The 20,480-nt window shown below is 64.7% G+C and carries 21 protein-coding genes and 1 pseudogene; 11 read left to right on the top strand and 11 right to left on the bottom strand.

From position 1 onward, the window contains the following. Position 1 precedes the first annotated feature (1 nt). From DT069_RS00940 to DT069_RS00930, 3 genes are all read right to left on the bottom strand, one after another. On the bottom strand, positions 2-2,395 hold the full coding sequence (locus DT069_RS00940; protein WP_162912897.1) for a TonB-dependent receptor: 2,394 nt from the start codon (positions 2,393-2,395) through the stop codon (positions 2-4). A gap of 244 nt (positions 2,396-2,639) precedes the next feature. Further along, positions 2,640-3,602 (bottom strand): FecR family protein, encoded by a 963-nt coding sequence (locus tag DT069_RS00935; RefSeq protein WP_119458387.1) that lies wholly within the window; start codon positions 3,600-3,602, stop codon positions 2,640-2,642. A 137-nt stretch (positions 3,603-3,739) separates the two neighbouring features. Further along, positions 3,740-4,270, bottom strand: coding sequence for an RNA polymerase sigma factor (locus DT069_RS00930; protein WP_162912896.1), 531 nt, complete (start codon positions 4,268-4,270; stop codon positions 3,740-3,742). A gap of 453 nt (positions 4,271-4,723) precedes the next feature. On the opposite strand from DT069_RS00930, the gene DT069_RS00925 reads away from it, so the two are divergent. Continuing rightward, positions 4,724-6,187: a PilZ domain-containing protein gene (locus tag DT069_RS00925; RefSeq protein WP_119458385.1), complete on the top strand. Its 1,464-nt coding sequence runs from the start codon at positions 4,724-4,726 to the stop codon at positions 6,185-6,187. A 66-nt stretch (positions 6,188-6,253) separates the two neighbouring features. On the opposite strand, the gene DT069_RS00920 is transcribed toward DT069_RS00925, so the two are convergent. Further along, on the bottom strand, positions 6,254-7,702 hold the full coding sequence (locus tag DT069_RS00920) for a sensor histidine kinase (RefSeq protein ID WP_119458384.1): 1,449 nt from the start codon (positions 7,700-7,702) through the stop codon (positions 6,254-6,256). A 290-nt stretch (positions 7,703-7,992) separates the two neighbouring features. Between DT069_RS00920 and DT069_RS24850 the strand changes: the two are divergent. Both DT069_RS24850 and DT069_RS00915 read left to right on the top strand, forming a co-directional pair. Continuing rightward, positions 7,993-8,292 (top strand): annotated as a pseudogene (locus DT069_RS24850) (outer membrane protein transport protein); the annotation flags it as partial. Continuing rightward, entirely contained in the window at positions 8,278-8,634 is a 357-nt protein-coding gene (locus DT069_RS00915; protein WP_425449969.1) for an OmpP1/FadL family transporter, read from the top strand. The pseudogene DT069_RS24850 and the gene DT069_RS00915, both read left to right, overlap by 15 nt. 74 nt (positions 8,635-8,708) lie before the next feature. Here the strand turns inward: DT069_RS00915 and DT069_RS00910 are convergent, their stop codons facing one another. Beyond that, positions 8,709-8,984 carry a hypothetical protein gene (locus DT069_RS00910; protein ID WP_119458382.1) on the bottom strand — a complete coding sequence of 92 codons (276 nt, stop codon included), beginning with the start codon at positions 8,982-8,984 and terminating at the stop codon, positions 8,709-8,711. A gap of 542 nt (positions 8,985-9,526) precedes the next feature. Here DT069_RS00910 and DT069_RS00905 point away from each other — a divergent pair. Continuing rightward, positions 9,527-11,257: an adenylate/guanylate cyclase domain-containing protein gene (locus DT069_RS00905; RefSeq protein ID WP_119458858.1), complete on the top strand. Its 1,731-nt coding sequence runs from the start codon at positions 9,527-9,529 to the stop codon at positions 11,255-11,257. Positions 11,258-11,319: 62 nt separating this feature from the next. Here the strand turns inward: DT069_RS00905 and DT069_RS00900 are convergent, their stop codons facing one another. Both DT069_RS00900 and DT069_RS00895 read right to left on the bottom strand, forming a co-directional pair. Beyond that, entirely contained in the window at positions 11,320-11,535 is a 216-nt protein-coding gene (locus DT069_RS00900; RefSeq protein ID WP_119458381.1) for a hypothetical protein, read from the bottom strand. A 102-nt stretch (positions 11,536-11,637) separates the two neighbouring features. Beyond that, positions 11,638-11,940, bottom strand: a complete 303-nt coding sequence (locus DT069_RS00895; protein ID WP_119458380.1) for a DUF3572 domain-containing protein — start codon at positions 11,938-11,940, stop codon at positions 11,638-11,640. A gap of 135 nt (positions 11,941-12,075) precedes the next feature. Here DT069_RS00895 and DT069_RS00890 point away from each other — a divergent pair, with 135 nt between their 5' ends. Beyond that, complete coding sequence (locus DT069_RS00890; RefSeq protein WP_119458379.1) at positions 12,076-12,753, top strand: HAD family hydrolase; 678 nt, start codon at positions 12,076-12,078, stop codon at positions 12,751-12,753. A gap of 116 nt (positions 12,754-12,869) precedes the next feature. Here the strand turns inward: DT069_RS00890 and DT069_RS00885 are convergent, their stop codons facing one another. The 3 genes from DT069_RS00885 to DT069_RS00875 form a co-directional block, all read right to left on the bottom strand. Next, positions 12,870-13,082: an ATP-binding cassette domain-containing protein gene (locus tag DT069_RS00885; protein ID WP_119458378.1), complete on the bottom strand. Its 213-nt coding sequence runs from the start codon at positions 13,080-13,082 to the stop codon at positions 12,870-12,872. A gap of 358 nt (positions 13,083-13,440) precedes the next feature. Next, positions 13,441-14,730, bottom strand: a complete 1,290-nt coding sequence (locus tag DT069_RS00880; RefSeq protein WP_425449911.1) for a D-amino acid dehydrogenase — start codon at positions 14,728-14,730, stop codon at positions 13,441-13,443. Positions 14,731-14,818: 88 nt separating this feature from the next. Beyond that, positions 14,819-15,400, bottom strand: coding sequence for a GreA/GreB family elongation factor (locus tag DT069_RS00875; protein WP_119458857.1), 582 nt, complete (start codon positions 15,398-15,400; stop codon positions 14,819-14,821). 407 nt (positions 15,401-15,807) lie between these two features. On the opposite strand from DT069_RS00875, the gene speD reads away from it, so the two are divergent. Both speD and speE read left to right on the top strand, forming a co-directional pair. Further along, on the top strand, positions 15,808-16,191 hold the full coding sequence (gene speD, locus DT069_RS00870) for an adenosylmethionine decarboxylase (protein ID WP_425449910.1): 384 nt from the start codon (positions 15,808-15,810) through the stop codon (positions 16,189-16,191). A 7-nt stretch (positions 16,192-16,198) separates the two neighbouring features. Next, the gene (gene speE / locus DT069_RS00865) at positions 16,199-17,035 is read left to right on the top strand and encodes a polyamine aminopropyltransferase (RefSeq protein WP_119458856.1); all 837 of its coding nucleotides are present in this window, start codon (positions 16,199-16,201) and stop codon (positions 17,033-17,035) included. Between the two features lie 214 nt (positions 17,036-17,249). Here the strand turns inward: speE and DT069_RS00860 are convergent, their stop codons facing one another. Next, the gene (locus DT069_RS00860) at positions 17,250-17,525 is read right to left on the bottom strand and encodes a GreA/GreB family elongation factor (protein WP_119458375.1); all 276 of its coding nucleotides are present in this window, start codon (positions 17,523-17,525) and stop codon (positions 17,250-17,252) included. 693 nt (positions 17,526-18,218) lie between these two features. Here DT069_RS00860 and DT069_RS00855 point away from each other — a divergent pair. The 4 genes from DT069_RS00855 (at position 18,219) to DT069_RS00840 (ending at position 20,424) form a co-directional block, all read left to right on the top strand. After that, positions 18,219-18,593 carry a DUF1127 domain-containing protein gene (locus DT069_RS00855; protein WP_425449909.1) on the top strand — a complete coding sequence of 125 codons (375 nt, stop codon included), beginning with the start codon at positions 18,219-18,221 and terminating at the stop codon, positions 18,591-18,593. Between the two features lie 64 nt (positions 18,594-18,657). Next, a complete protein-coding gene (locus DT069_RS00850) occupies positions 18,658-18,924 on the top strand; it encodes a hypothetical protein (RefSeq protein WP_119458374.1) in 267 nt (88 codons plus the stop codon). 161 nt (positions 18,925-19,085) lie between these two features. Then, positions 19,086-19,478: a group III truncated hemoglobin gene (locus DT069_RS00845; RefSeq protein WP_425449908.1), complete on the top strand. Its 393-nt coding sequence runs from the start codon at positions 19,086-19,088 to the stop codon at positions 19,476-19,478. Between the two features lie 250 nt (positions 19,479-19,728). Next, a complete protein-coding gene (locus DT069_RS00840; RefSeq protein WP_119458373.1) occupies positions 19,729-20,424 on the top strand; it encodes a CBS domain-containing protein in 696 nt (231 codons plus the stop codon). Positions 20,425-20,480 lie beyond the last annotated feature (56 nt).

The raw sequence follows: 20,480 nt of genomic DNA, 5'->3' as shown, positions 1-20,480 counted from the left end.
GTCAGAATGTCATCTCCAGGCCGACGCCGAAGGTTCGCGGATACAGCAGGTTGGCAACATCATCCGCCGGGGTCGCGCCCGGGGTGAGCAGAACCGGCTCGTCTGCGTCGAAAAGATTGTTGATGAAGGCGAACAGCCGCAGGCTCGTAAAATCGGTGGAGAAGCTGTAGCCGATTTGGGAATTGACGACGAAATAAGGATCGGTCTTTCCACGCGGATTGTTGTTGATATCCGAGAAATAAGCGTCCGAGTAGCGGGCGTCCGCACTGATCTCGAAACCGCTCGAATGCCGGTAGATGCCCCCGAAGTCGGCGGTGAAGGAGGGCGCCTGCGGCAGCTCGTTGCCCTCAATGCCGGACCCCGGATAGTCCTCGATCTCGGTCTTGAGGAGGCCGACGCCGCCGAAGAGCTCCAGCCCCGGCAAGGCCAGCCATCTTGCCCCGACCTCCGCGCCGTAGGTCACGGCCTTGTCCGCATTGCGAACGACCACAGACCATGCGGCCGGATCCGGATTCAGGTCGAACGGAAGCTGCATGTCCTTGTAGTCGGAATAGAACAGGTTGCCCGTCAGGCTGAGCTTGCCGTCATAGAGGTCGGCGCGCGCATAGGCCTCGTAGTTCCAGACATATTCGGGATCGTAGGTATAGCTTTCGAAGGGCGCATCGTAGGTGAAGCCCGCGCCGCCGCCGTTATAGCCCCTCGACACGATGGCGCCGACCGTCAGCTCGTCGGTCGCGTGCCAGGCAACGCCGAGCTTGGGCAGGAAGACCTCATAGGTTTCCTCGAAGTCGATGACAAAGGGACCGGTCCCGCCGTCGCGCTTCCGATGCTCCTCTTCGTACCGGCCGCCCAAGGTGACGTCGAAATCGTCCAGGACAGAAAGGGTCCCTTCGGCGAAGACCGCCGCCGTCGTGGTACTGTCGTCGAATGTTCCACCGCCGAACAGATCGATGGATTCGTCCTGGTCGGCGCTGAAGAGATAGACGCCACCTAATCCGTTCAGCCGTCCGTCGAGACCCCAGAATCGCAAGCGCGGCTCCGCGACCAACTCGGTGGCGTCGATCGTCGCATTGCCGTCTCCGGGACGAGCGTGGCGCTCGACGCGTAGATCAGTCGCCGAGAACGTGCCCTCGACCGTGAGATTGTCGTTGAGGTCCAATGTCGTGTCGATGATCCCGCTCGTCGCGCGCGGGTTGAACACCGGCATGTCGGGATAGGAGACCACATGCTTGTCGAAGGGGCGCTTGACGCTCTCCGTTTGCGGTGCGGTGTGGTCGGAGTGGTTGACCGTAAGGACGGTGGAGAACCCTTCGATACCCTTGGGCTCGATCAACAGCTTGCCTCGGACGGTGGTCGACTCGAACTCCTCCGGGTCGATGTCGAGATAGGGGTCCATCTCGACGAAGCTCTCGCTCGTCCTGCGATCGAAGGCCAGGCGAAACGCCAGCTGATCCTCGATGATCGGTCCGGAGACGAAGGCCGATCCCTGCCGGGTCTCCTCGGTTCCGGCGATGAGGCGCGCGCCGGCCTCATAGTCGTAGGTCGGGTCCTTCGTCTTGACCACCACCGCGCCGGCGATGGCGTTGCGGCCCTGCAGCGTGCTCTGCGGCCCCCGCAGCACCTCCACCTGCTCGACATCCCACAGCGCGACGTCACCGAAGATGACCTCGTTGAAGCTTGCCGGCCGTCCGTCGATCTGGATATTCAGCCGCGGCCTGACACCGGCGAAGAACGCGTCGGCTCCTTGCGCCGGGCCGGTGCCGTCGACGCCGCGTACGGCCGGTGCCAGGTTGGTCGTTCCTGTCGTGGTGACGTTCGGAATCCGCTCCAGAAGGTCGTTCGTCGACTCGATGCCGGGCCGCTCCTCGATGGCTTCGGAATCGAAGACGACGACACTGGTGGCCGTGTCCTGGAGGGATCGGGTCACGCGTTCACCGGTCACCATCACCGGGGCGAGCGTGACGACGCCGGACTCCGCCTGTGCCGCCTGCACCTTCTCCAGCGTGACCGTCGTCGGATCGGTGAACCGGTAGGTAAGGCCCGTGCCCGCCAGCAGCCGGCGCAGGGCCTGTTCCGGCGGGAAGGAGCCGGAGAGGCCCGGAGACGTCAGATCCCGCGCCAGTGTCGAATCGAAGATGAGCTGGATGCCGGTCATATCCGAGAACGCAAGCAGTGCCGGGATCAGCGGCTGCTCCGCGATATCAAACTTTCCCTGATCGGCGACCTGAGCGACCTGTAGCCTGCCGCCGCTCGTGCTCTGCGACGTCGCCCGTTCCAACTGGCGCAGTCGATCCTCCCAATCTGCGGCACCGGCCGGTGCCGCGCCGACCGAGCATAAGACGGTGCCGGCGAGTAAAGATCCCAGCAGCGCGCCGCGCCCCGGCCGGACTCTCAACTGTCGGACTCTCGATCGATTCCCGCCGGAGAAAGGCACCCTTGCTTCTCCATCCACGCCACGCGCCCCCTGCCCCATAATTCCGGTCTCCGTTCCCCCGCCTCGCCGTTCGGCAAGCATTGAGCCATGCAAATGCGATCGAGACGCATTTGCGCCTCTATCCTCTTCGACGAACGACGGAAGCGGGGGAATTAGGTCTGTCAGAAAAAAAGTGCGGCGATTTCGCCGTGCCCGCAGTTTCGGCTTATCCCGCCGGGGAGACGAACAGCAGGAAGTCGGTCACCCGCAAGATCTGAACCGGTAGGCTGTCGGCGATCGCCCGAAGCGCATCGTCGGTCCGGCGCGTGTCGAATACTGCCGTCACTGAAATTTCCGCGATCCGACGATCCGTTATGACGATCCGGCCGCTGCGATAGCGCTCCAGCTCGGCGATGACGTCGCCCAGCGGCGCGTCCTGGAAGATCAGGCGATCCCGCCGCCATGCGAGGACGGTCGGGAGATTGGCCGGGCGCACCGGCCCCAGCCTGCCGGGGCCGTATCGAACCTGCCGCCCCTGATCGACCGTCACGGCGCGGCCCTCGCCTGCCGAGACGGCGACCGCATGCTCGGCGACGGCAACCGTGACCGCCTCCCCTGACTGCTTCACATTGAAAGCGGTGCCGAGCGCCTGAATACGGCCGCCGGTGGCCTCGACCACGAAGGGGCGGGCAAGGTCCTGCGCGACAGTGAAGAAAGCCTCCCCGTCATGCAGCACGGCACGGCGCACAGACCTGTCGGACTCGATGGAAAGTGCCGTGGTGCTGCCGAGTTCGGCGACGGAGCCGTCGGGCAGCGTCACGGCTCGACGCTCCGCGACCGCCGTGCGGTAATCGGCGAACCACTCCGGCCGCGTCAGCAGATAGCCGCCGGCCGCTCCGACGACAGCCGCCGCCGCGCCGCGCATCCAGGCGCGCCGGCTCGGCCCCAGTTGCGTCCGAGACATCCTTGCCGCGAGGGGGGCGGCCCGGCTCGCGCGAATCGCCGGTCTCATGATCTCGGCATGGGACCAGACATGCTGGGCCCGGCTCCAGGCGACCGCATGCGCGGGATCGCGGCCGAGCCATTCGGCGAAGCGCTGCCGGTCGGCATCGGTCGCCTGCTCGTCGCGCAGCAGGACAAGCCAGCGAAGCGCCTCTTCGATCAGCGGATCCTGCGATTCTTCCTGCATGCTGCACCCTGGTCGGCACCCGCGCGTCGTCGCGGGCCGAACTGCGCGTGACCTTCCGCGTCAGCCGGCACCATGGCCCGGCATCACGGCTTGCCACCGCCTTCTACTGCCTATGACGTGCCATCAGGAAGATAGCTTTAGGCCTTGCTCGCAATTTTCGCGGGTGCGGGGTCCATTTCCCTTTCGAGCGCGGCCAGGGCCTTCACCATATGCACCATCACCGTGTTCCGGGAGATGCCAAGCCGCTGCGCGACCTCGTTATAGGGCAGCCCCTCAAATTTGTGCAGAATGAAGACCTCGCGGCAGCGGGGCGACAGCCCGCCGACGATCCGAAGCAGGCGATCCAGCTCGCTTCGGTGAACCGCCGCGGCCTCGGGCGACGGCGCCGGGTCGGACACGGCCGCAACCGCTTCCTCACTGGCCCGAACCTCGATCCTCTGGCCGACATGGCGCAGATGATCGAGAGCGAGGTTCGACGCAATCCGAAAGAGATAGGCCTGCGGATTGACGAGCGCGGCGGTGCCTTTGCAATTGGCGGCGCGCAGCCAGGTCTCCTGGATGAGATCCTCGACAAGCGCGACGCTGCCCAGCCGACGGGTCAGGAGGCGCGTCAACGCATCCTGGTGCTCGGCAAAAATGGACAGCAGCTTGTTACGTGTGTCGGACATCGCCCGCGGCGGCATCGCTCGAATCAAGGTCGCGGCCGAGCCTAGCCGAGTTGCGATTAATTCGCAATAACTGCGAGGTCGGTATACCGACTATCGATGCTCTACGATGCCGCGCCGTGAGCCCTGAAGGTCTATTAACCGCCCCAGCGGCAATAACCTTAACATCTTCTGGAAGATTTCAAGTTTTCTGCCCATTTCATACATTTGACTTAAAAACGTGTGGCATTGATATTTTAATCTAGTCATGCGCGCACGGCGTCAGTATGGTCGCCGGCAGGCAATCTCAAGTATGGGGGCACCAATCATGACGATGGTGAGCGGCGAGGCGCAGTCCTCGCGCCGGCGATTTACTGCCGGCTTTCAAAGAAGGTATCTGGCCCGTTCTAACGGCTTTCATGGATTGGGCGTGCAAGGCGCGCCTGCGCGTAAATGCGTAAGAAAAGGACAAGCGGCATGAAGAGCTACGAGCAGCTGCTCGGGGCCGAGGGCCGCCGGGTCTTTTTTCGCGCGGAGCGCTTCAAGGCCCAGAATCTCCTCTCGCCCAGGCTGGTGAGGCTCGATGTCGACGATGTTGCCCTCCGGCTCCTTGATTTCAGCCTGAGCGGCATCGCCGCCGTCGATGCGCCGGTCGCCGACTGGTCCGAGCGGGTCGGCGAGACCGTGGAGGTGCGTATCGGCGTCGGCCGGGAAACAGCGCATCAGGGCCGCGGCCGCATCTGCCGCGTCGAACCGACCACGATGGGCCCGAAGCTCGGCATCCGCTTCGTCGAGGGTTATCTCGACATCGGCGAACTGATGGCTCGGCACGAGGAGGCGGCGCTCCGCCAGGAGCTGGACGGCGGCCTGGAGGCCGAGATCGACAGCATCTGCCCCGGTTATCGGCTGCTTTGCGCCGACGTTATTTATTTCCTGCGGCGCTACAAGGCGATGCTCGAGCGGGTCGCTGAGACCGCGCCGCTGGCCGTCGGCCGGCGCAACCGGCGCCACCCGGACGAGATCCTCGATTACTGCGAGGAGAAGGCGATTCCCGAGTGGCGCCGGCTCTGGGAGCGCGGCGGTGAATTGGTCGCGGCGGTGATGGACGACCCCGAAAAGCTTCGCGCGGTCAAACGCTTCACCGAGCTCGTGGTAACGCCGGAGTTCATGGCGGCGCCGATCTGGCAGCGCAGCTATGAGAAGCCGCTCGGCTACCCCGGCGACTTTCAGGTGATGCGGCAGGTCTATGATTGGCAGCGGATCGGCGACACCACCTATGGTCAGCTCGTGCACCGGCTGGGCCTCGACGTCGCGGAATGCATCGCGACGCGCATGGTGGCGATCAAGCAGACGATCGCCGAAACCGTCGTCTCCGCGCCGGACGACGGCGGGCCCGTCAACGTTCTCAGCCTCGGCTGCGGCCCGGCTCAGGAGGTCGCCAACTACCTGCGCGTTCCGAAGCTGCCGCGGCCCGTCTCCTTCACGCTGATCGATCAGGACGAGACCGCGCTCTCCTTCGCCTATGAGCAGACCCTGCCGGAGGTGGCGCGCTTCAACGGTCAGGCCGCCGTCTCCTGCCTCCATGTCTCGTTCACACAGTTGCTGAAGGCCTGGTCGGTCCTGAGCGAACTGCCGAAGCAGGACCTGATCTACAGCGTCGGGCTCATCGACTATCTGGCCCTGCGCCGGGCGCGGACGCTGATCACCACCCTCTACGAACAGCTCAAGCCCGGCGGCCGTCTCGTGATCGGCAACATGCGCGAAACCGAGATGAGCAACCTCTGGCCGATGGAGTTCATCTGCGACTGGACGGTGATCTATCGCAACGAGGCCGATATGCGCGCCCTCGTCGAGGGGCTTTCGCCGGCGCCGGTGATCGAAGCGGTCACGCCGGACAGTACGGGACGCGTTTATCTGCTCTACGCCCGCAAGCCTGGCTAACAGCCGGATCCCCCCTCCCCCAGCTCAGCTGGGGGAGGGCCGGCTCAAAGCCGAAGCCTTCCGGTATCAGACCGCCGAGCGCATGGCCGTGTCCTGCCTCTGGCGGACGACGCGCCAAGCCGGCAGCCCGACAGAGATCGTCGTGCCTGCGCCGAGCTGGCTCTCGAGCACGAGTGTGCCGCCATGCAGCTCGGCCAGCTTCTTGACGAGCGGCAGCCCGAGCCCGGTGCCGCCCTTCTCCCGGGTATAGGTGCTGCCCACCTGCACGAAGGGTTTTAACACCTGCTCCAGATCCTCCTGCGCGATGCCGATACCGCTGTCGACGCAGCGGATCACGCAGTCGCCTGAGGCGTTCAGACCGGCCGACAGCAGGATCTCGCCGCTACGCTCGGTGAACTTCACGGCGTTCGACAGCATGTTGAGCAGGATCTGGCGGAGATAACGGCGATCGGCATAGAGCTCCAGCGGCGTTTCCGGCGTCTGCAGCGCAAGCCGCAGCCCCGCTTTCGTCGCGTCCTGTCGCAGCATGCGGAGCGCCTCCTCGAGAAGCTGGTCGAGTTCGAACGTCTCCTCGCTCAGTTCCAGCGCGTTCGCCTCCGCCTTCGCCAGGTCGAGGATATCGTTGATGATCCCGAGGAGATGCAGGCCGCTGCCGTGAATGTCCTGGGCGTAATCGCGGTAGCGCTCGAGGCCGATCGGCCCGAGTATTTCGGTCTTGAGGATTTCCGAAAAGCCGATGATCGCGTTGAGCGGCGTCCTCAGCTCATGGCTCATCGAGGCAAGAAACTCGCTCTTGGCGTGGCTCGCCGCTTCCGCCTCGCGCTTCAGTGCCGTTTCCAGCGCGTGCGCGTGCCGAAGGGATTCCGTGTGCACGAATTTCTGACGGACCAGGAGCTCAATCACATAGGCCGAGAAGATCCCGACGCCGACCGACATCAGAAGGAAGAAACTGTTGTTGGCAAGGCTGAGGACGGGAAGCGGGTTGATGAAGAGAGCGACGACCTCGTAACCGCCGACCAGGCAAACCGAGACGACCGCCGCATAGCTGTGCCGCAGCCGGATCAGGGTCGCGGAATAGCTGACCACCATGATGAGGCCGGCATAGTAGCGGTCGGCCGCCGGCATATCCATCACACCGACCATCACGAGAATGCCGATGCCCGCCGTGGCCATGGCGAGGCTGAGCGCCGCCTGGGAGTAGCGATAGAAGTACGACGACCAGGTGAAGAGGGTGACGCCCGTGAGGATCGGCACGACGAAAAGAAAGCGGGCCGACCAGACAGTCGCGAGATGCGGCCCGGCGACCACATAGTCCAGGATGCCGAAGATGGCGTAGAGCAGCGCCGCGAGGCCGAGGCTGAGCCGCACGATTGGCAGCCATTGCCGCAGCTGCTCGCGGTAGAACCGGTCTTCCACCTCCGGATCGGCGAAGCGCAGGGTGAGCGGATGGATTCGGAGCCCAGCGCCTGCGCCGCCGGTCTTGCTCGCCTCCGGGCTGTTCCATACTGGTTCCATGAGACTGCAGTCGAAGAGTCCCTACCGCGCCTGCTTCTGCTTAGATAGGAGGCACCGGATGGGTAAAGATCGCTTTAATCTAAGAAATCCGTCCGGCGCGCTTCAGGCATCATTAACCATCGCCTGACATCCTCCAGTCGCCTGACATCCTCCAGTCATTGAATCTCTGGAGGAATCCCATGCCGCTTGGCCGCGCCACCACGCTTGCGATCGCCTCCATAGCGACGACCGCGCTCACGACCACAACTGCGCTGGCCTCCGGCTATGCCATCTAGCAACAGAGCGCGAGCGCCCTCGGAAATGCTCTCGCCGGCAGCATCGCGGGGGCCGAGGATCTCACCTACGGCTTCTTCAACCCCGCCGCCTTCGCCCGCCACGACGGAGTCCAGGCAGCCACGGTCGGCACGCTGATCGCGCCGCACGCCGCCTCGGAAAACGCTATCGGCACCACCGCGGCCGGCACATCGGCCGGCGGCGGCTCGGGCGGCGGCGACGTAACGCCGCACCAGTTCGTGCCGGCCTTCTATAGCCTCGTTCCGTTGGGCGAGGACCTCCGCCCCGGCCTCTCGATCACCGTGCCATGGGGCCTGGGATTCGATCTCAGCCTGCTGTTCGAGCCCACCAACCGCCTGCGCCTTGGCCTCACCACGACGGACTGGAACGATAGCTGGTTCTTCGCGCTCAGCGCCACTTGGCGTCCGGCTCCCGTCTGGACGCTCCGTGCCGGCGTCGCCTTCGACCAGTCTCCGGTGCCCGATCGCACCCGCGACCCCCGCATCCCCGACGCCGACCACCAATGGCTATCGCTGGGGGTCGGTTACGAGCCGGCGCCGGGATCGCGCTCGAAGCCGCCTATATGCATCTTTTCATGGACAAGGCGAGGATCGATCTCGATCAGGCTCTGCCGGGCAATGCGCTGCGGGGCGACCTGAGCGGCGGAGTCGAAAGCCGCGCCGAGCTGCTCTCTCTCCAGCTCCGCCTGTCCTTTTGGGACATCTCCGGCAGCTCAGTATCCCCGCATGTAGAGCTGGCTGCGCACGAGCGCGGCGTCGCGCTGCTGGTCGGCGCACCGCTCATGTTCAGCCGTTCCGACTGGGCCCGCCGCAAGACAGGCTTCATTGATGTAGTTCGACATGCAGGCGCCGAACGCATCCGAGGTGGAATCGTATCCCTGCGCCTGACAGTGATCGAACGGATTCATCGCGACGGTTTCGCCGCCCTCCTCCGTGGCGCAGGCTCCAAGCAGGCAAAGCGCCAGTATGGTGAAGATGCTCCGCATCATAGCCTTGTCCTCCACCGATTCGAACGATGACGAAGATTATCCGAAGCAGGTTTCCGATGATGGCCCAGATGAATTGCTTGTCCTGCGTGATTCCGCCCACTTCGCGCTCAATCCCTGTCCGGGTGAACGGCCTGATGGCAACGCCATCTGCGCAAGAATTATCGGCGTCCCCCTCGCGGCGACCCACATCATCCGCCCCAGCGGATCTACCGGAAGCGTGATCAAGAGTCTGGCGCCGACGCCGAGGCATTCTGGCCGCCATCATCGGCATGGTCGGCGGCAGCACCGGCGGCACTCAAGAACGCGCGGCGGGACCAATCTTGTTCATCGGCAATCCCTTCATCCAGCCCCACCCCCCAACACCGAACACACGCCTGCCGAAAAGGTTCCGGAACGGCAACGATCATGGCTCGGCTGCAGGGCCGATCGCGAGCAACCCGGAGGCGACCCGCTGCCTACCCCCGTGCGCCTTGTTCACGTCGGCGCGGTGCGTATATGATTGCCGCAATCGGCTCTGCAGTTTCCAGAAAGGTGCCAAGCCGATGGAGCGAAAGCTCGCTGCCATCTTGGCCGCCGATGTCGTCGGTTACAGCCGCCTCATGGGCGACGACGAAACCGGCACGTTCGCCGTGCTCAAAAGTCGACGGAAGGACATCTTCGAGCCTCTTGTCGCCCGGCATCGCGGGCGCATCGTCAAGCTCATGGGGGACGGGGCGCTGGTGGAGTTCGCCAGCGCCGCCGGCGCGGTCGAATGCGCGGTCGCCATGCAGCAGCGCATGATGGACGCCAACAAGGACCTCCCCGCGCATCGCCGCATTGACCTCCGGATCGGGATCAATCTGGGCGACGTGATCGCCGATGCCGGCGATCTGTTCGGTGACGGCGTCAATATCGCCGCGCGGCTCGAGACGTTGGCGGAGCCCGGCGGCATCTGCGTTTCGGCGAAGGTGCATGAGGAGGTCGCCCGCAAGCTCGACCTCTCCTTCGAGGAACTCGGAGAGCATGAGCTGCGCAATATCCCGACGCCTGTTCGCGTCTTTCGCATCCGGCTTGGCGGCGAGGCCCCGCGCCCGAAACCGGCGACGCTGAGTCTGCCTGCCAAGCCGTCGATCGTCGTTCTTCCCTTCGTCAATATGAGCGGCGAGACCGAGCAGGACTTCTTCGCGGACGGCCTGACCGAGGACATTCTCACCGAGCTGTCCCGTTTCCGCGATCTGTTCGTGATCTCCCGCAACTCGGCCTTCAAATACAAGGGCCAGGCGATCAGCGTGCAGCAGGTTGCCAAGGAACTGGGGGTCCAGTACGTGGTCGAGGGCAGCGTACGCAAGGCAGGCCGCCGTGTCCGCGTCACCGTCCAGCTGATCGACGCCGAGACGGACCGGCATGTCTGGGCCGAACGCTATGACCGCCAGCTCGAGGATATCTTCGCCATTCAGGACGAGGTGACCTCGACGATCGCCTGCACCCTTCCCGGGCGCGTCGAGGCCGCCGCGCGCGACCGGGCCGCCCGCAAGACACCGGCCAACATGGCGGCCTACGAGTGCGTGCTGGCGGGCAAGGTCCTGCATCACCGCTCGACTCCCGACGACAATGCCGAAGCCTCGCGCCTGCTCGCCCGTGCCCTCGCACTCGACCCCAATTACGCGCACGCCCATGCCTGGATGGCCTGCATCTTCGGTCAGGCCTGGGTCCATGGATGGTGCGAGGACCGGGATGCGACCTGGGACAGGGTGGCCGAGGAGCTGCAGACGGCGCTTGCCCTCGACGACAATGACAGCGACGTCCACCGGATTCTCGCGGCCTTGAACGTGGTGCGGGGCGACCTCGACAAGGCGACCTACCATCAGGAGCGGGCGCTGAGCCTCAATCCCAACGACGACCTCATCGTCGTGCAGCAGGGCGAGATCCTGACTTGGCTGGGACAACCGGAAGAGGGGATCGACTGGATCCGGAAGGCGATGCGCCTTAACCCCTATCATCCGGAACGCTTCTGGAATCATTTGGGCCGGGCCTATTTCGTGGCGCGCCGCTATTCCGAGGCCGTCCTCGCCTTCAAGCGCATCACCATGCCGGATCACCTGCACCACGCGTTTCTCGCGGCCTCCTATGCTCAAATGGGCGATGAGACGGCGGCAGCGGACCATGTGCGGGAGGTTCTGAAGCGAGAGCCCGAGTTCACCGTGGAGAATTACCTCTCCACCCTTCACTACCGGCACGACAGCGACTTGGCGCATCACCGCGAGGCCCTGCTGAAAGCCGGCCTGCCGGCATGACCGAAGGCTTCACGATGCTGCGACCTAACCAGCGCTGACTGACATCCGGGCCCCGCCGGCGTTCAGTCCACCGGGTGACGATTCGGCGCGGCATGCATCCATCCCGCGAGCGTCACCCACAATGCCACCAGCGTGCTCTGAAGATTCGAAATCGTCGGCGTCTGCTGGCGCGTAGCTGGATCCGGCGTCGCATCGGAGGGTGCCTCCGGTGTCTTGCCGAGAGAATCGCTCATGAATGCGCCGACGACAAGGACGGCGTGATCATCCAGGCGATACATTGCGTTCGCCTCCTCAGGAGCGCCCCATCTCCAAAGACTACCGGATCACCGTTTACCCCGCTGTGACTGTGATCACAGCAGCGGGCTTACCCCTGGCGGGGCCTACCCCTCGGCCGGCCGCGCGCTCGGCAACCGGCGACGTGCATCGTAAGGCGCCTCCGGCCGAACTCCCACACGCGCGGTAAATGCCAGCAGCGTCGGCTCGTCGGCCAGCAGGAAATCGAGAACCGTGCCGAGGAACCGGGCATCGCCCGCGCGCCGCGTCAGGTCGCCCGCGGACGTGCCGGTAGCGCCGATGAACCGCCCGAGACGGTCCGAGTCGTCCGCGACAAAGCCGAGGGCGCGGAGGGCAAGGATCTCGGCCTCGATCTGCGGCGTGAGAGAGCTGGAGGAAAACGGCTGCATGGCGTCTATCCTTTCCGATGCATGAAGCGCGTACGTTCTCTATTTGTTCCTTCATTCCACAGCGGCCCGCGGAAGTCAATATATGTCATGAGACGCGTGTTAACGTCCCTCTCTCGAACACATGGAGGAATCACCATGACCCGCATCGATACCGCCTTCCTCTTCGATCTCGACGGCACGCTTGTCGACAGCGTCTATCAGCATGTCCTCGCCTGGCAGGAGGCGCTGGAGTCCGAGGGCATCGCGTTGTCGGTATGGCGCATCCATCGCAAGATCGGGATGAGCGGTGGCCTCTTCACCAACATCCTGCTGCGAGAGACGGGGCTCGAGATCAGCCAGGACCGGCAGGACCGGCTCCGCCAGCGGCATGCCGAAGCCTACAAGCGGCTGTCGGCAGCTGTCCGGCCCCTGCCTGGCGCCCGCGAGCTGCTGGCCTACCTGACCGACACCGGCAGCCGCTGGGCCATCGCGACCAGCGGCCGCATGGAAACCGCCCGCCCCACTCTGGAGGCGCTGGGCGTCGATCCGGACCGCACGCCCGTGGTGACGCGCGATCTCGTGAAGTATGCCAAGCCCGACCCGGACCTGTTCCTCGCGGCGGCCGAGCGGTTGGGCGTCGGCATCGAGACGGCCGTCGTGGTCGGCGACAGCATCTGGGACATGCTGGCGGCCCAGCGCGCCCGCGCGCTCGGCGTCGGCCTGCTGTCCGGCGGCTATGGTCAGGACGAGTTGGAGCGCGCCGGCGCCTTCCGCGTCTATGAAGACCCGGCGGACCTGCTCAGGCACATCGACGAGGTTGGCGGGCGGCATTAGAGCACGATCCGATCAGGTTGATCCAACCTGATTGGTGAATCGTCCTCTCGTTTAAATATTTGGAGCCTGCTCCGATCACATCATTTCGACGTGATCGGAGCAGGCTCCAGGAGTGGCTAGCAGCCCTTGTCCATAACCGGAACAACATATGGGCAATCGCGGGTCGGATGGCGCTGCACGCTGACGGCGAGATTGAAGGCGCTGTGCAGCGTCGATTCGGTCAGGACGTCGCCCGGCGCCCCCTCGATCAGGATGGTTCCCGCCTTCAGAACGGCGATACGGTCGGCATAGACGGCCGCGAGATTCGGGTCATGCAGAATGGCGAGCACGCCGACGCCACGAACCGGTTCGTGACGCCGGGACCGATGGGAATGCGGAAATGGATCCCCGACGCATAGAGCTCGCTGATCGTCGGCGCGCGGAAAGCCGCGCCGTAATTGGCGAACAGAAGCGACGATTCCATCGGCTGGCCTCCGAAAGCCCGAGGCGGCGCTCCCGAAGTGCGTCTGACAGCGGCGGCGCCTTGCTTCTATTCTCGTAGCAGGTGGAACTCGGCCGACGCGCCCCCTGCCGGCGGCCGGGACGTCACCAGGATACCGGCCGACGGCATCCCCCCTTTCCACTTGGCGCCCCGCCCCAGCGGGGCGCATTTTTGTCGATCGGAAGTCGGCGCGCCCAATCGGACGATCAGCCGCGATACCGGTCAAGTCCGAGGCCCGAGATGTCGATGCTCGGAAATCTATCGGAAATGATCTCGGCGATCAGACGGCCGGACCCGCAGGCCATGGTCCATCCCAACGTGCCGTGCCCGGTATTGAGAAACAGGTTGCGATAGGACGTCCGTCCGACGATCGGCGGGCCGTCCGGCGTCATCGGCCGCAGTCCGGTCCAGAAGCTGGCCAAGCCCAAATCCCCGCCCTTCGGGAAGAGATCATCGACAACGCTGGCGATCATGTCACAGCGCGATCGGGTCAGCCTCAGATCATACCCCGTCAGCTCCGCCGTGCCGGCCGCGCGGATCCGGTCGCCGAGCCGCGTGATGGCGACCTTGTGCTTTTCGTCCATGATCGTCGAAACGGGTGCAGAGGCGGGATCGGTGATCGGGACGGTCACCGAGTAGCCCTTTACCGGATAAACCGGAATCGCGATTCCCAATCGGCGCAGCAGCCGGGGCGTATAGCTTCCGGTTGCCACCAGATAGGCATCGCCGCGGATCGGCCCCGCCGTGCTCTCCAGCCCGACGATCCGATCGCCATCCTGCGCGAGGCCGGTGACGGTCACGTCGTAGCGGAAGTGTACGCCGCGCTGCGCCGCCAGCGCCGCCAAGCTTTGCGTGAACTTGAAGCAGTCCCCCGTTTCATCGCCGGGCAGATAGAGTCCGCCTGCGACCTTTCCCGCCACGAAACGCAACCCGGGCTCGATCGCGAGGCATTGCTGCCGGTTCAGGAGCCGATGCGGTACGCTCCAGCGGTCCAGGATCGCGCTGTCGGCCCCGGCGCCATCGAGCCCCTTCTGGTCGCGGAACAGCTGAAGGGTGCCGCCCTGCCCCTCGTCATAGGCCAGGCCGAGCTCGCCGCGCAGCTCTTTCAGACAGACATGACTGAACATCGCCAGGCGCAGCATGCGCTCCTTGTTTGTCGCATAGCGCGCCGCCGTACAGTTGCGCAGCATCGCGAGCAGCCAGCGCCACATCCGCGGCTCCGGGCGCGCCCGGATCACGAGCGGCGAATGACCCGACAGCATCCAGCCCAGCGCCTTGCGCGGAATTCCAGGCGCCGCCCAGGGGCTGGCATAGCCCCAGGAGACCTGCCCCGCATTGGCGAAGCTGGTTTCGAGCCCCGGGCCCGGCTGGCGATCGACAACCGTTACCTCGTGGCCAAGCTCGGCGAGGTAGTAGGCGCTCGTCACCCCGATAACGCCACTACCGCAAACGACGACTCTCATGAGTCCTGCTCTCCGTTTTCCCGCGCGGCCCAAGCGACGGCCGGCACGGACGTTGTCAAAATTGCTGCGGTCCTGAAAAGCTTTTGCCGTTGGCTGACCGAAGTCCGGCCGATTGCCGTCGTCAGACGGCCGCCGGCTCAACCATGCCCGCGCCTCGTCGAGAACCCGGCTGGTACGCGATCTCCGAAATGGTGACGCCGGACGGTGCGGCCTGAAGATCGCGGAACGGCATGTGATCGCCGGGCTTCAGCCCCAGGAGAGCGACGCCCACGGGACTCAGAATCGAAACGTAGTGACCGCTCGGATGGTACTCCTGCGGATAAACCAGAGTCCGGCATTCCGTGCGGCCCTGCCCGTCGACGCGGAACAAGACGCGGGAGCCCATCGTCACGACTCGATCAGGGATCTCGGGGCACAAGACGGCGCGCTCCAGTTCGTCGGACAGGAACTGGGCGACGGGCCGACGCGTATCGATATATGTGCGGGCCAGCGACGCCAGCCGCCCATGATCGCCCACGGGCAGATAGACCAGCGGCAGGGGCGCATGTGCGTCGACATCCCGCGCCGCATGCGCCCCGGAATCGGCCCGGGATTCGGCACTGGACTCGGCCAGAGTCATCGTTGCGCCGCAGGCCGGGCAAGGTTCGTTCGGTTCAGGCAATTGCGTCCCGCAATGCGGGCAGATGGTGGCGTCGTTCGACATGGCAGCACCTCGAAACGGCTCGATGGCAGCGCCATGAGCCTAAAGAGTCGGTTCAAAGATTTGGGGATCTTCGGGAAGTTGCCCCCGGAGCGGTTCCGCGCCGTCTATCCGGTCGCGCGTCGCTCCGGGGCTAAGCCACCTGCTTGGAGGCTGCCCGCACGTAGAAGGAACCGAGGTAGGTGCCAACTCACCATGGCACGACACTAAGGGAGGTCCGAGGGGAAGTCAAACGGGGGCCAAACCCTTGAAATACGGTGCCGTACCCGTCATTTAAACCAGTTCGCTTATCTGGCTCTGTTCGCTGGGCATACCAAAGTTCCAGGGACACTCGCGATGGGGGTGGAAAATCGATCATGGGAAGAGAAGCAGCTTTGCATAAGGTCTCGTCGGCCGCTGCAAACGACAGCATGGGATCCGAAACGGATCACTATGTGACGAAGGACGGCCTGACCTATGCGGGCACCCATCTGTTGATCGACATCTGGGGGGCCGAGCGCCTGGATGACCTGCAGCATGTCGAGGCGACGCTGACCGAGGCGGTCCGCGCCACAGGTGCGACGCTGCTCAACATCGACCTGCATCATTTCACGCCCAACAACGGCGTTTCCGGAGTGGCGGTGCTGGCCGAGAGCCATATGAGCATCCACACCTGGCCTGAACTGGGCTATGCGGCGCTCGACATCTTCGTCTGCGGCGGCTGCAACCCGGATCGGGCGGTGCCGGTGCTGCGCGAAGCCTTCAAACCGACCAGCATCCAGCTCGCCGAGCACAAGCGTGGCCTCGTGCCGTGACCTGACCATGACTTGGTTCGAGGAACGGATCGCGCCGGGCGCCTTTCTCAAGCTGCAGGCGGAGCGCACCCTCTATTCCGGCCAGAGCGACTTCCAGGACCTCGCGGTCTTTGAGACGGCCGCGTTCGGCCGCGTGCTCGCCCTGGACGGAGTCGTCCAGACCACCGAGCGGGACGAGTTCATCTATCACGAGATGCTGACCCATCTGCCGCTGTTCGCGCATGGCGCGGCGCGGCGCGTGCTGATCATCGGCGGCGGCGACGGCGGCATGCTGGAAGAGGCGTTGAAGCATCCGGTCGAACGCGTCACCCTCGTGGAACTCGACCCGAAGGTGGTCGAGGTCAGCCGGCAGTGGCTGCCCTCCATCTGCGGCGGAGCCTTCGATGATCCACGCACCGATCTCGTCATCGGCGATGGCGCCGCTTTCGTCGCGGAAACCGATGCGCGATACGACTTGGTGATCGTCGATTCGCCGGACCCGATCGGTCCGGCGACTGTTCTGTTCTCGCATCCCTTCTATGAGAACTGCCAGCGCTGTCTGAGCCCGGGCGGTATCCTCGTGACGCAGAACGGCGTGCCGTTCCTCCACGAGGACGAGGTGACGGGCACGCACCGGCATCTCCATCGGCTCTTTCCGCAAACCGGATTCTATCTGGCGCCGGTGCCCACCTACACCGGCGGCTTCATGGCGTTCGGCTGGGCGAGCGAGCGCAATCTGGCCGAGCCTCCGAGCGACCTCGAGGCACGCATCGCCGCCGCCGGACTCCCCCTCGCCTACTATAATCCGGGCATTCACCGTGCCGCCTTCGCCCTGCCGGAATATGTCCGCAAGCTCCTCGACTGAGTTTGGAACGAAGATACGTCCTGCATCGTGGGAAGTGTCGAACGAAGGCCGCTGAGCCCACGGGCATCTGCATCGGTTGATCCTCAAGCACCGACTGCCTTCCAGGCCTGTTTATTGCCTTTCTCTTCAAGATCAATCTGAAGACCTCGCCGGCCTGATCCAAATGGCGGCCCTGGATCGGGATCGCTGAGCAGCGATGAACACTCGACGCGGCTTACGATCCTTGCACAACAACGGCGCGCTGATGGCCCGGCAGAACGAGCGTGCAGGCGCGCACCAGCCCCGCCTGCTCGTCCAGATATCGCCCTTGCGCGTTCAACGTCATGCAGGTCGGCGGGATGAGCGAGGCCGAAACCGTGCGGGCGCGACTGACCTCGTTCGCGAGAAAGATCACGGTCTGGGATCGGCCGGCCGAAAGCTCTGCCGCGTTCAGCTCGGACAGGCGCTGCCGGTCCTCGAACGTGGTGAGAATCTCCGGCAGGCTATGCATCCTGCGGTCCTCCTGAGACCCGGTCGCGGGCGCGCGGCGACCGGTCCACGACGGCTTCCGATCGCTTCGGCGGGCGCAACCATCCGCCATGCGGCGGAGGAGTCACCGCGGCTCCGCAATCGAGACAGCGGATGGCGGCCCTGGGCAGGTCGACACGACAAGAGGGGCAGGACAGGCGGCGAGAGAATGCGGACATGATGATGCTCCAATCGGCCCATCGCGAGATGGGCCAAGCCAACAGGTCAGCTTGTGGAGAATGTTGCCCCTGGGTCGGGGCGGGTCAGTCTCTAGACCGCGCCCACCGAGCCCGGGGCAAAACCATCTGCTCGCGTGCAACCCGAGCGTGCGGTGAGGCAATGATCTGAACAGAGGGTCCGCATAACGACGCCGATCATATGCTGCCCCCCTTGAAAGTCAACCGCGGGCCGGCGACCCTGCGGCTGCCCTGTCGAGCGTCGACCGGCAAATTTTTCCGAAATATTCAGCAATATCCGATTTATACCCGTAGCGTCGGCGAGTTCCGCGCGCCCCGTTCAGCGGGCGATCCCGGCATGGTGATCGACCCTTGCAATCATCGCAATGTTGCAATGCAAAAACCCGTCTACTGCACTGCACCAATTAGGCCCATATATCCTCCAGGTTGAGAAAGCAAGACCCGCTCCGTCGGGGAGCGGGCATCCGAGGAGAAGTTTCATGAGTGAGATCAGGACTCCGAACCAGGACGACATGTACCGCATCCTGACGGAGGCCCGACGCATACGGGCCGAGCATTTCGCGGTCGGCGTTTCGCGGGTCGGCAGGGCCATTGTCGGTTTCGCACGGGCCATCGGGACGGCTTTTGCTGAGGCGCGGCGCCAGCAGGCCCTCTATGAGGAGTTGTCCCGGATGACCGATTTCGAGTTGCGCGACATCGGCCTGAATCGCTCGGACATTCCGGCGGTCGTCGCGGGCGTCCTAACCCGCGAAACCGGACGGAAGGCGTCGCCGGCCGAAACGGCTGCCGAGGCAAATCCGGCGCCTGCGGCGCTCCCCGCCTCGCCCCCGTCCGACCGGCGCATCGCGGCATAGGAACATCGCGGCCGACTGACTATCTGAGTGGAGAGACCGTTCCATCTCGCAGGAGGTCCCCTCGATGTCTTGGCTCCGTACCTTCGTCGCCATCTGCGCCGCCGTGCTCGTACTCGTCGTCGTCGCGCTGGTGCTGCTGGTATCCTTCGTTGATCTCGGCCTGAGCGGCCACGGGATCGCCGCGATGTTCATCGGCGCGCTGCTGACGATCGCGGTGACGATGGTCCTGATGGGCCTCCTGTTCATGAGCGATCGCGGAGGGCACGACGCAAACGTCCATGAGGCTGGCGTCACGAAGGAGGTCCCTCACGGGGGACCTCCTTCCTCGTAGGGGCGCCCGGTGAGCACTGCAATCGCCGCTCCTTCGCGATAGATTTGCATCAATAAAGATGCATGCGAAATATTGCTTTTTGAGAGATGCGGGCTAGAATGCATATCGGACGTGCTCGCACGCTCCGGCCTCGGCAGGTCGGCGAATTCGGGATTCAGGAGATGTCGCCAATCAAGTTCGACGTAATCGACGAAGACGCAATCCAGGTTCTTGTCGACTCGTTTTACGCAAAGGTCCGCCGGGATGACCGGCTCGGGCCGATCTTCGAGACGGCGATCGGCCCCGACTGGAGCGCGCATCTGCAGACGATGTATCGCTTCTGGTCCTCCGTCATGCTCACCACCGGCCGCTACAAGGGCAATCCAATGGCCGCGCATCAGAAGCTGCCCGGAATCGAGCCGGCACTGTTCGACCGCTGGCTCGAGCTGTTCGACGAAACCGTCGATGCGCGCTTCGTCGAGCCGCTGGCCGCTTCATTCAAGACCAAGGCGCGGCGGATCGCCGAGAGCCTGATGCTTGGGCTGTTCTACCGGCCGGGCCAACGCATCGCCTGACCCTGGGCGAACCCCGGCCGAACCATGGAGCCGGCTTCTGCCGGGTTGTTGGATGAAGCCTATTGGTTTGCGCTTCTTGCCGTCGATGGACGACAGCTCTCATCCCGTCACCAGGGACATACCTCCGGATTCGCCCTCACATCCTGCTGGAAGCAGTGAGGCTGGCCGCTTGCGTCGGTCCGCCGCGCCCCCACCGGCGCTCTTGAACGAAATGCGGGCGCTCTATCTGAATTAACAGGAGGTCAAGGCAATGAAAGCAAAGGACGTCATGACCCCATATGTCGTGTCGGTCGCGCCCGACAATACCGTGGGCGAGGTCGCCGATATCCTGTTGACGCAGGGCATCAGCGCGGTCCCGGTGGTCGATGGCGGCAGGCTGGTAGGTATCGTCAGCGAGGGCGACCTCATCCGCCGCGCCGAGATCGGCACGGCGGAGCGGCACCGCTCCTGGTGGCTGCGCCTGTTCACCGACGACACGACCCTGGCGACGGAATATGTGAAGTCGCACGCCACGCGGGTGCGCGACATCATGACCAGGAAGGTCATCACCGTCACCGGGGAAGCGCCGCTCGCCGATATCGCCGCCGCACTCGAGAAGAACCGGATCAAGCGCGTTCCCGTCCTCCGGGACGGTCGGCTGGTCGGCATCGTCAGCCGCGCCAACCTGATCCAGGGGCTTGCGGCAGCCAGGGCGACGCCGCTCGCCTCCGCCGCGGCCGATGACGGCATGATCCGCGCGCGCGTGCTCGAGGCGCTGCGCTCCCTGCCCTGGTCGGGCGCCGGGACCGCGGACGTCACCGTGACCGGAGGCCTGGTCGAGCTATGGGGCATCTACCGCTCGCCGGAGGAGCGCAATGCGGAACGCGTCGCGGCCGAGAACGTCCCGGGTGTCCGCAAGGTCGAGGATCACCGTGTATTGATGGCCACGCCACGCGGCTACGTGTGACCGACCGCCGCATCGGCAGGTTGGTCCTGTTGCCCTATGCTCGTCGAGCCGATACG

Origin of the sequence: Virgifigura deserti (assembly GCA_003576685.1) — a bacterium.
In the GTDB taxonomy this organism is placed as follows: Bacteria; Pseudomonadota; Alphaproteobacteria; order Dongiales; family Dongiaceae; genus Virgifigura; species Virgifigura deserti.
This window is presented reverse-complemented; position numbering and strand designations above follow the sequence as displayed.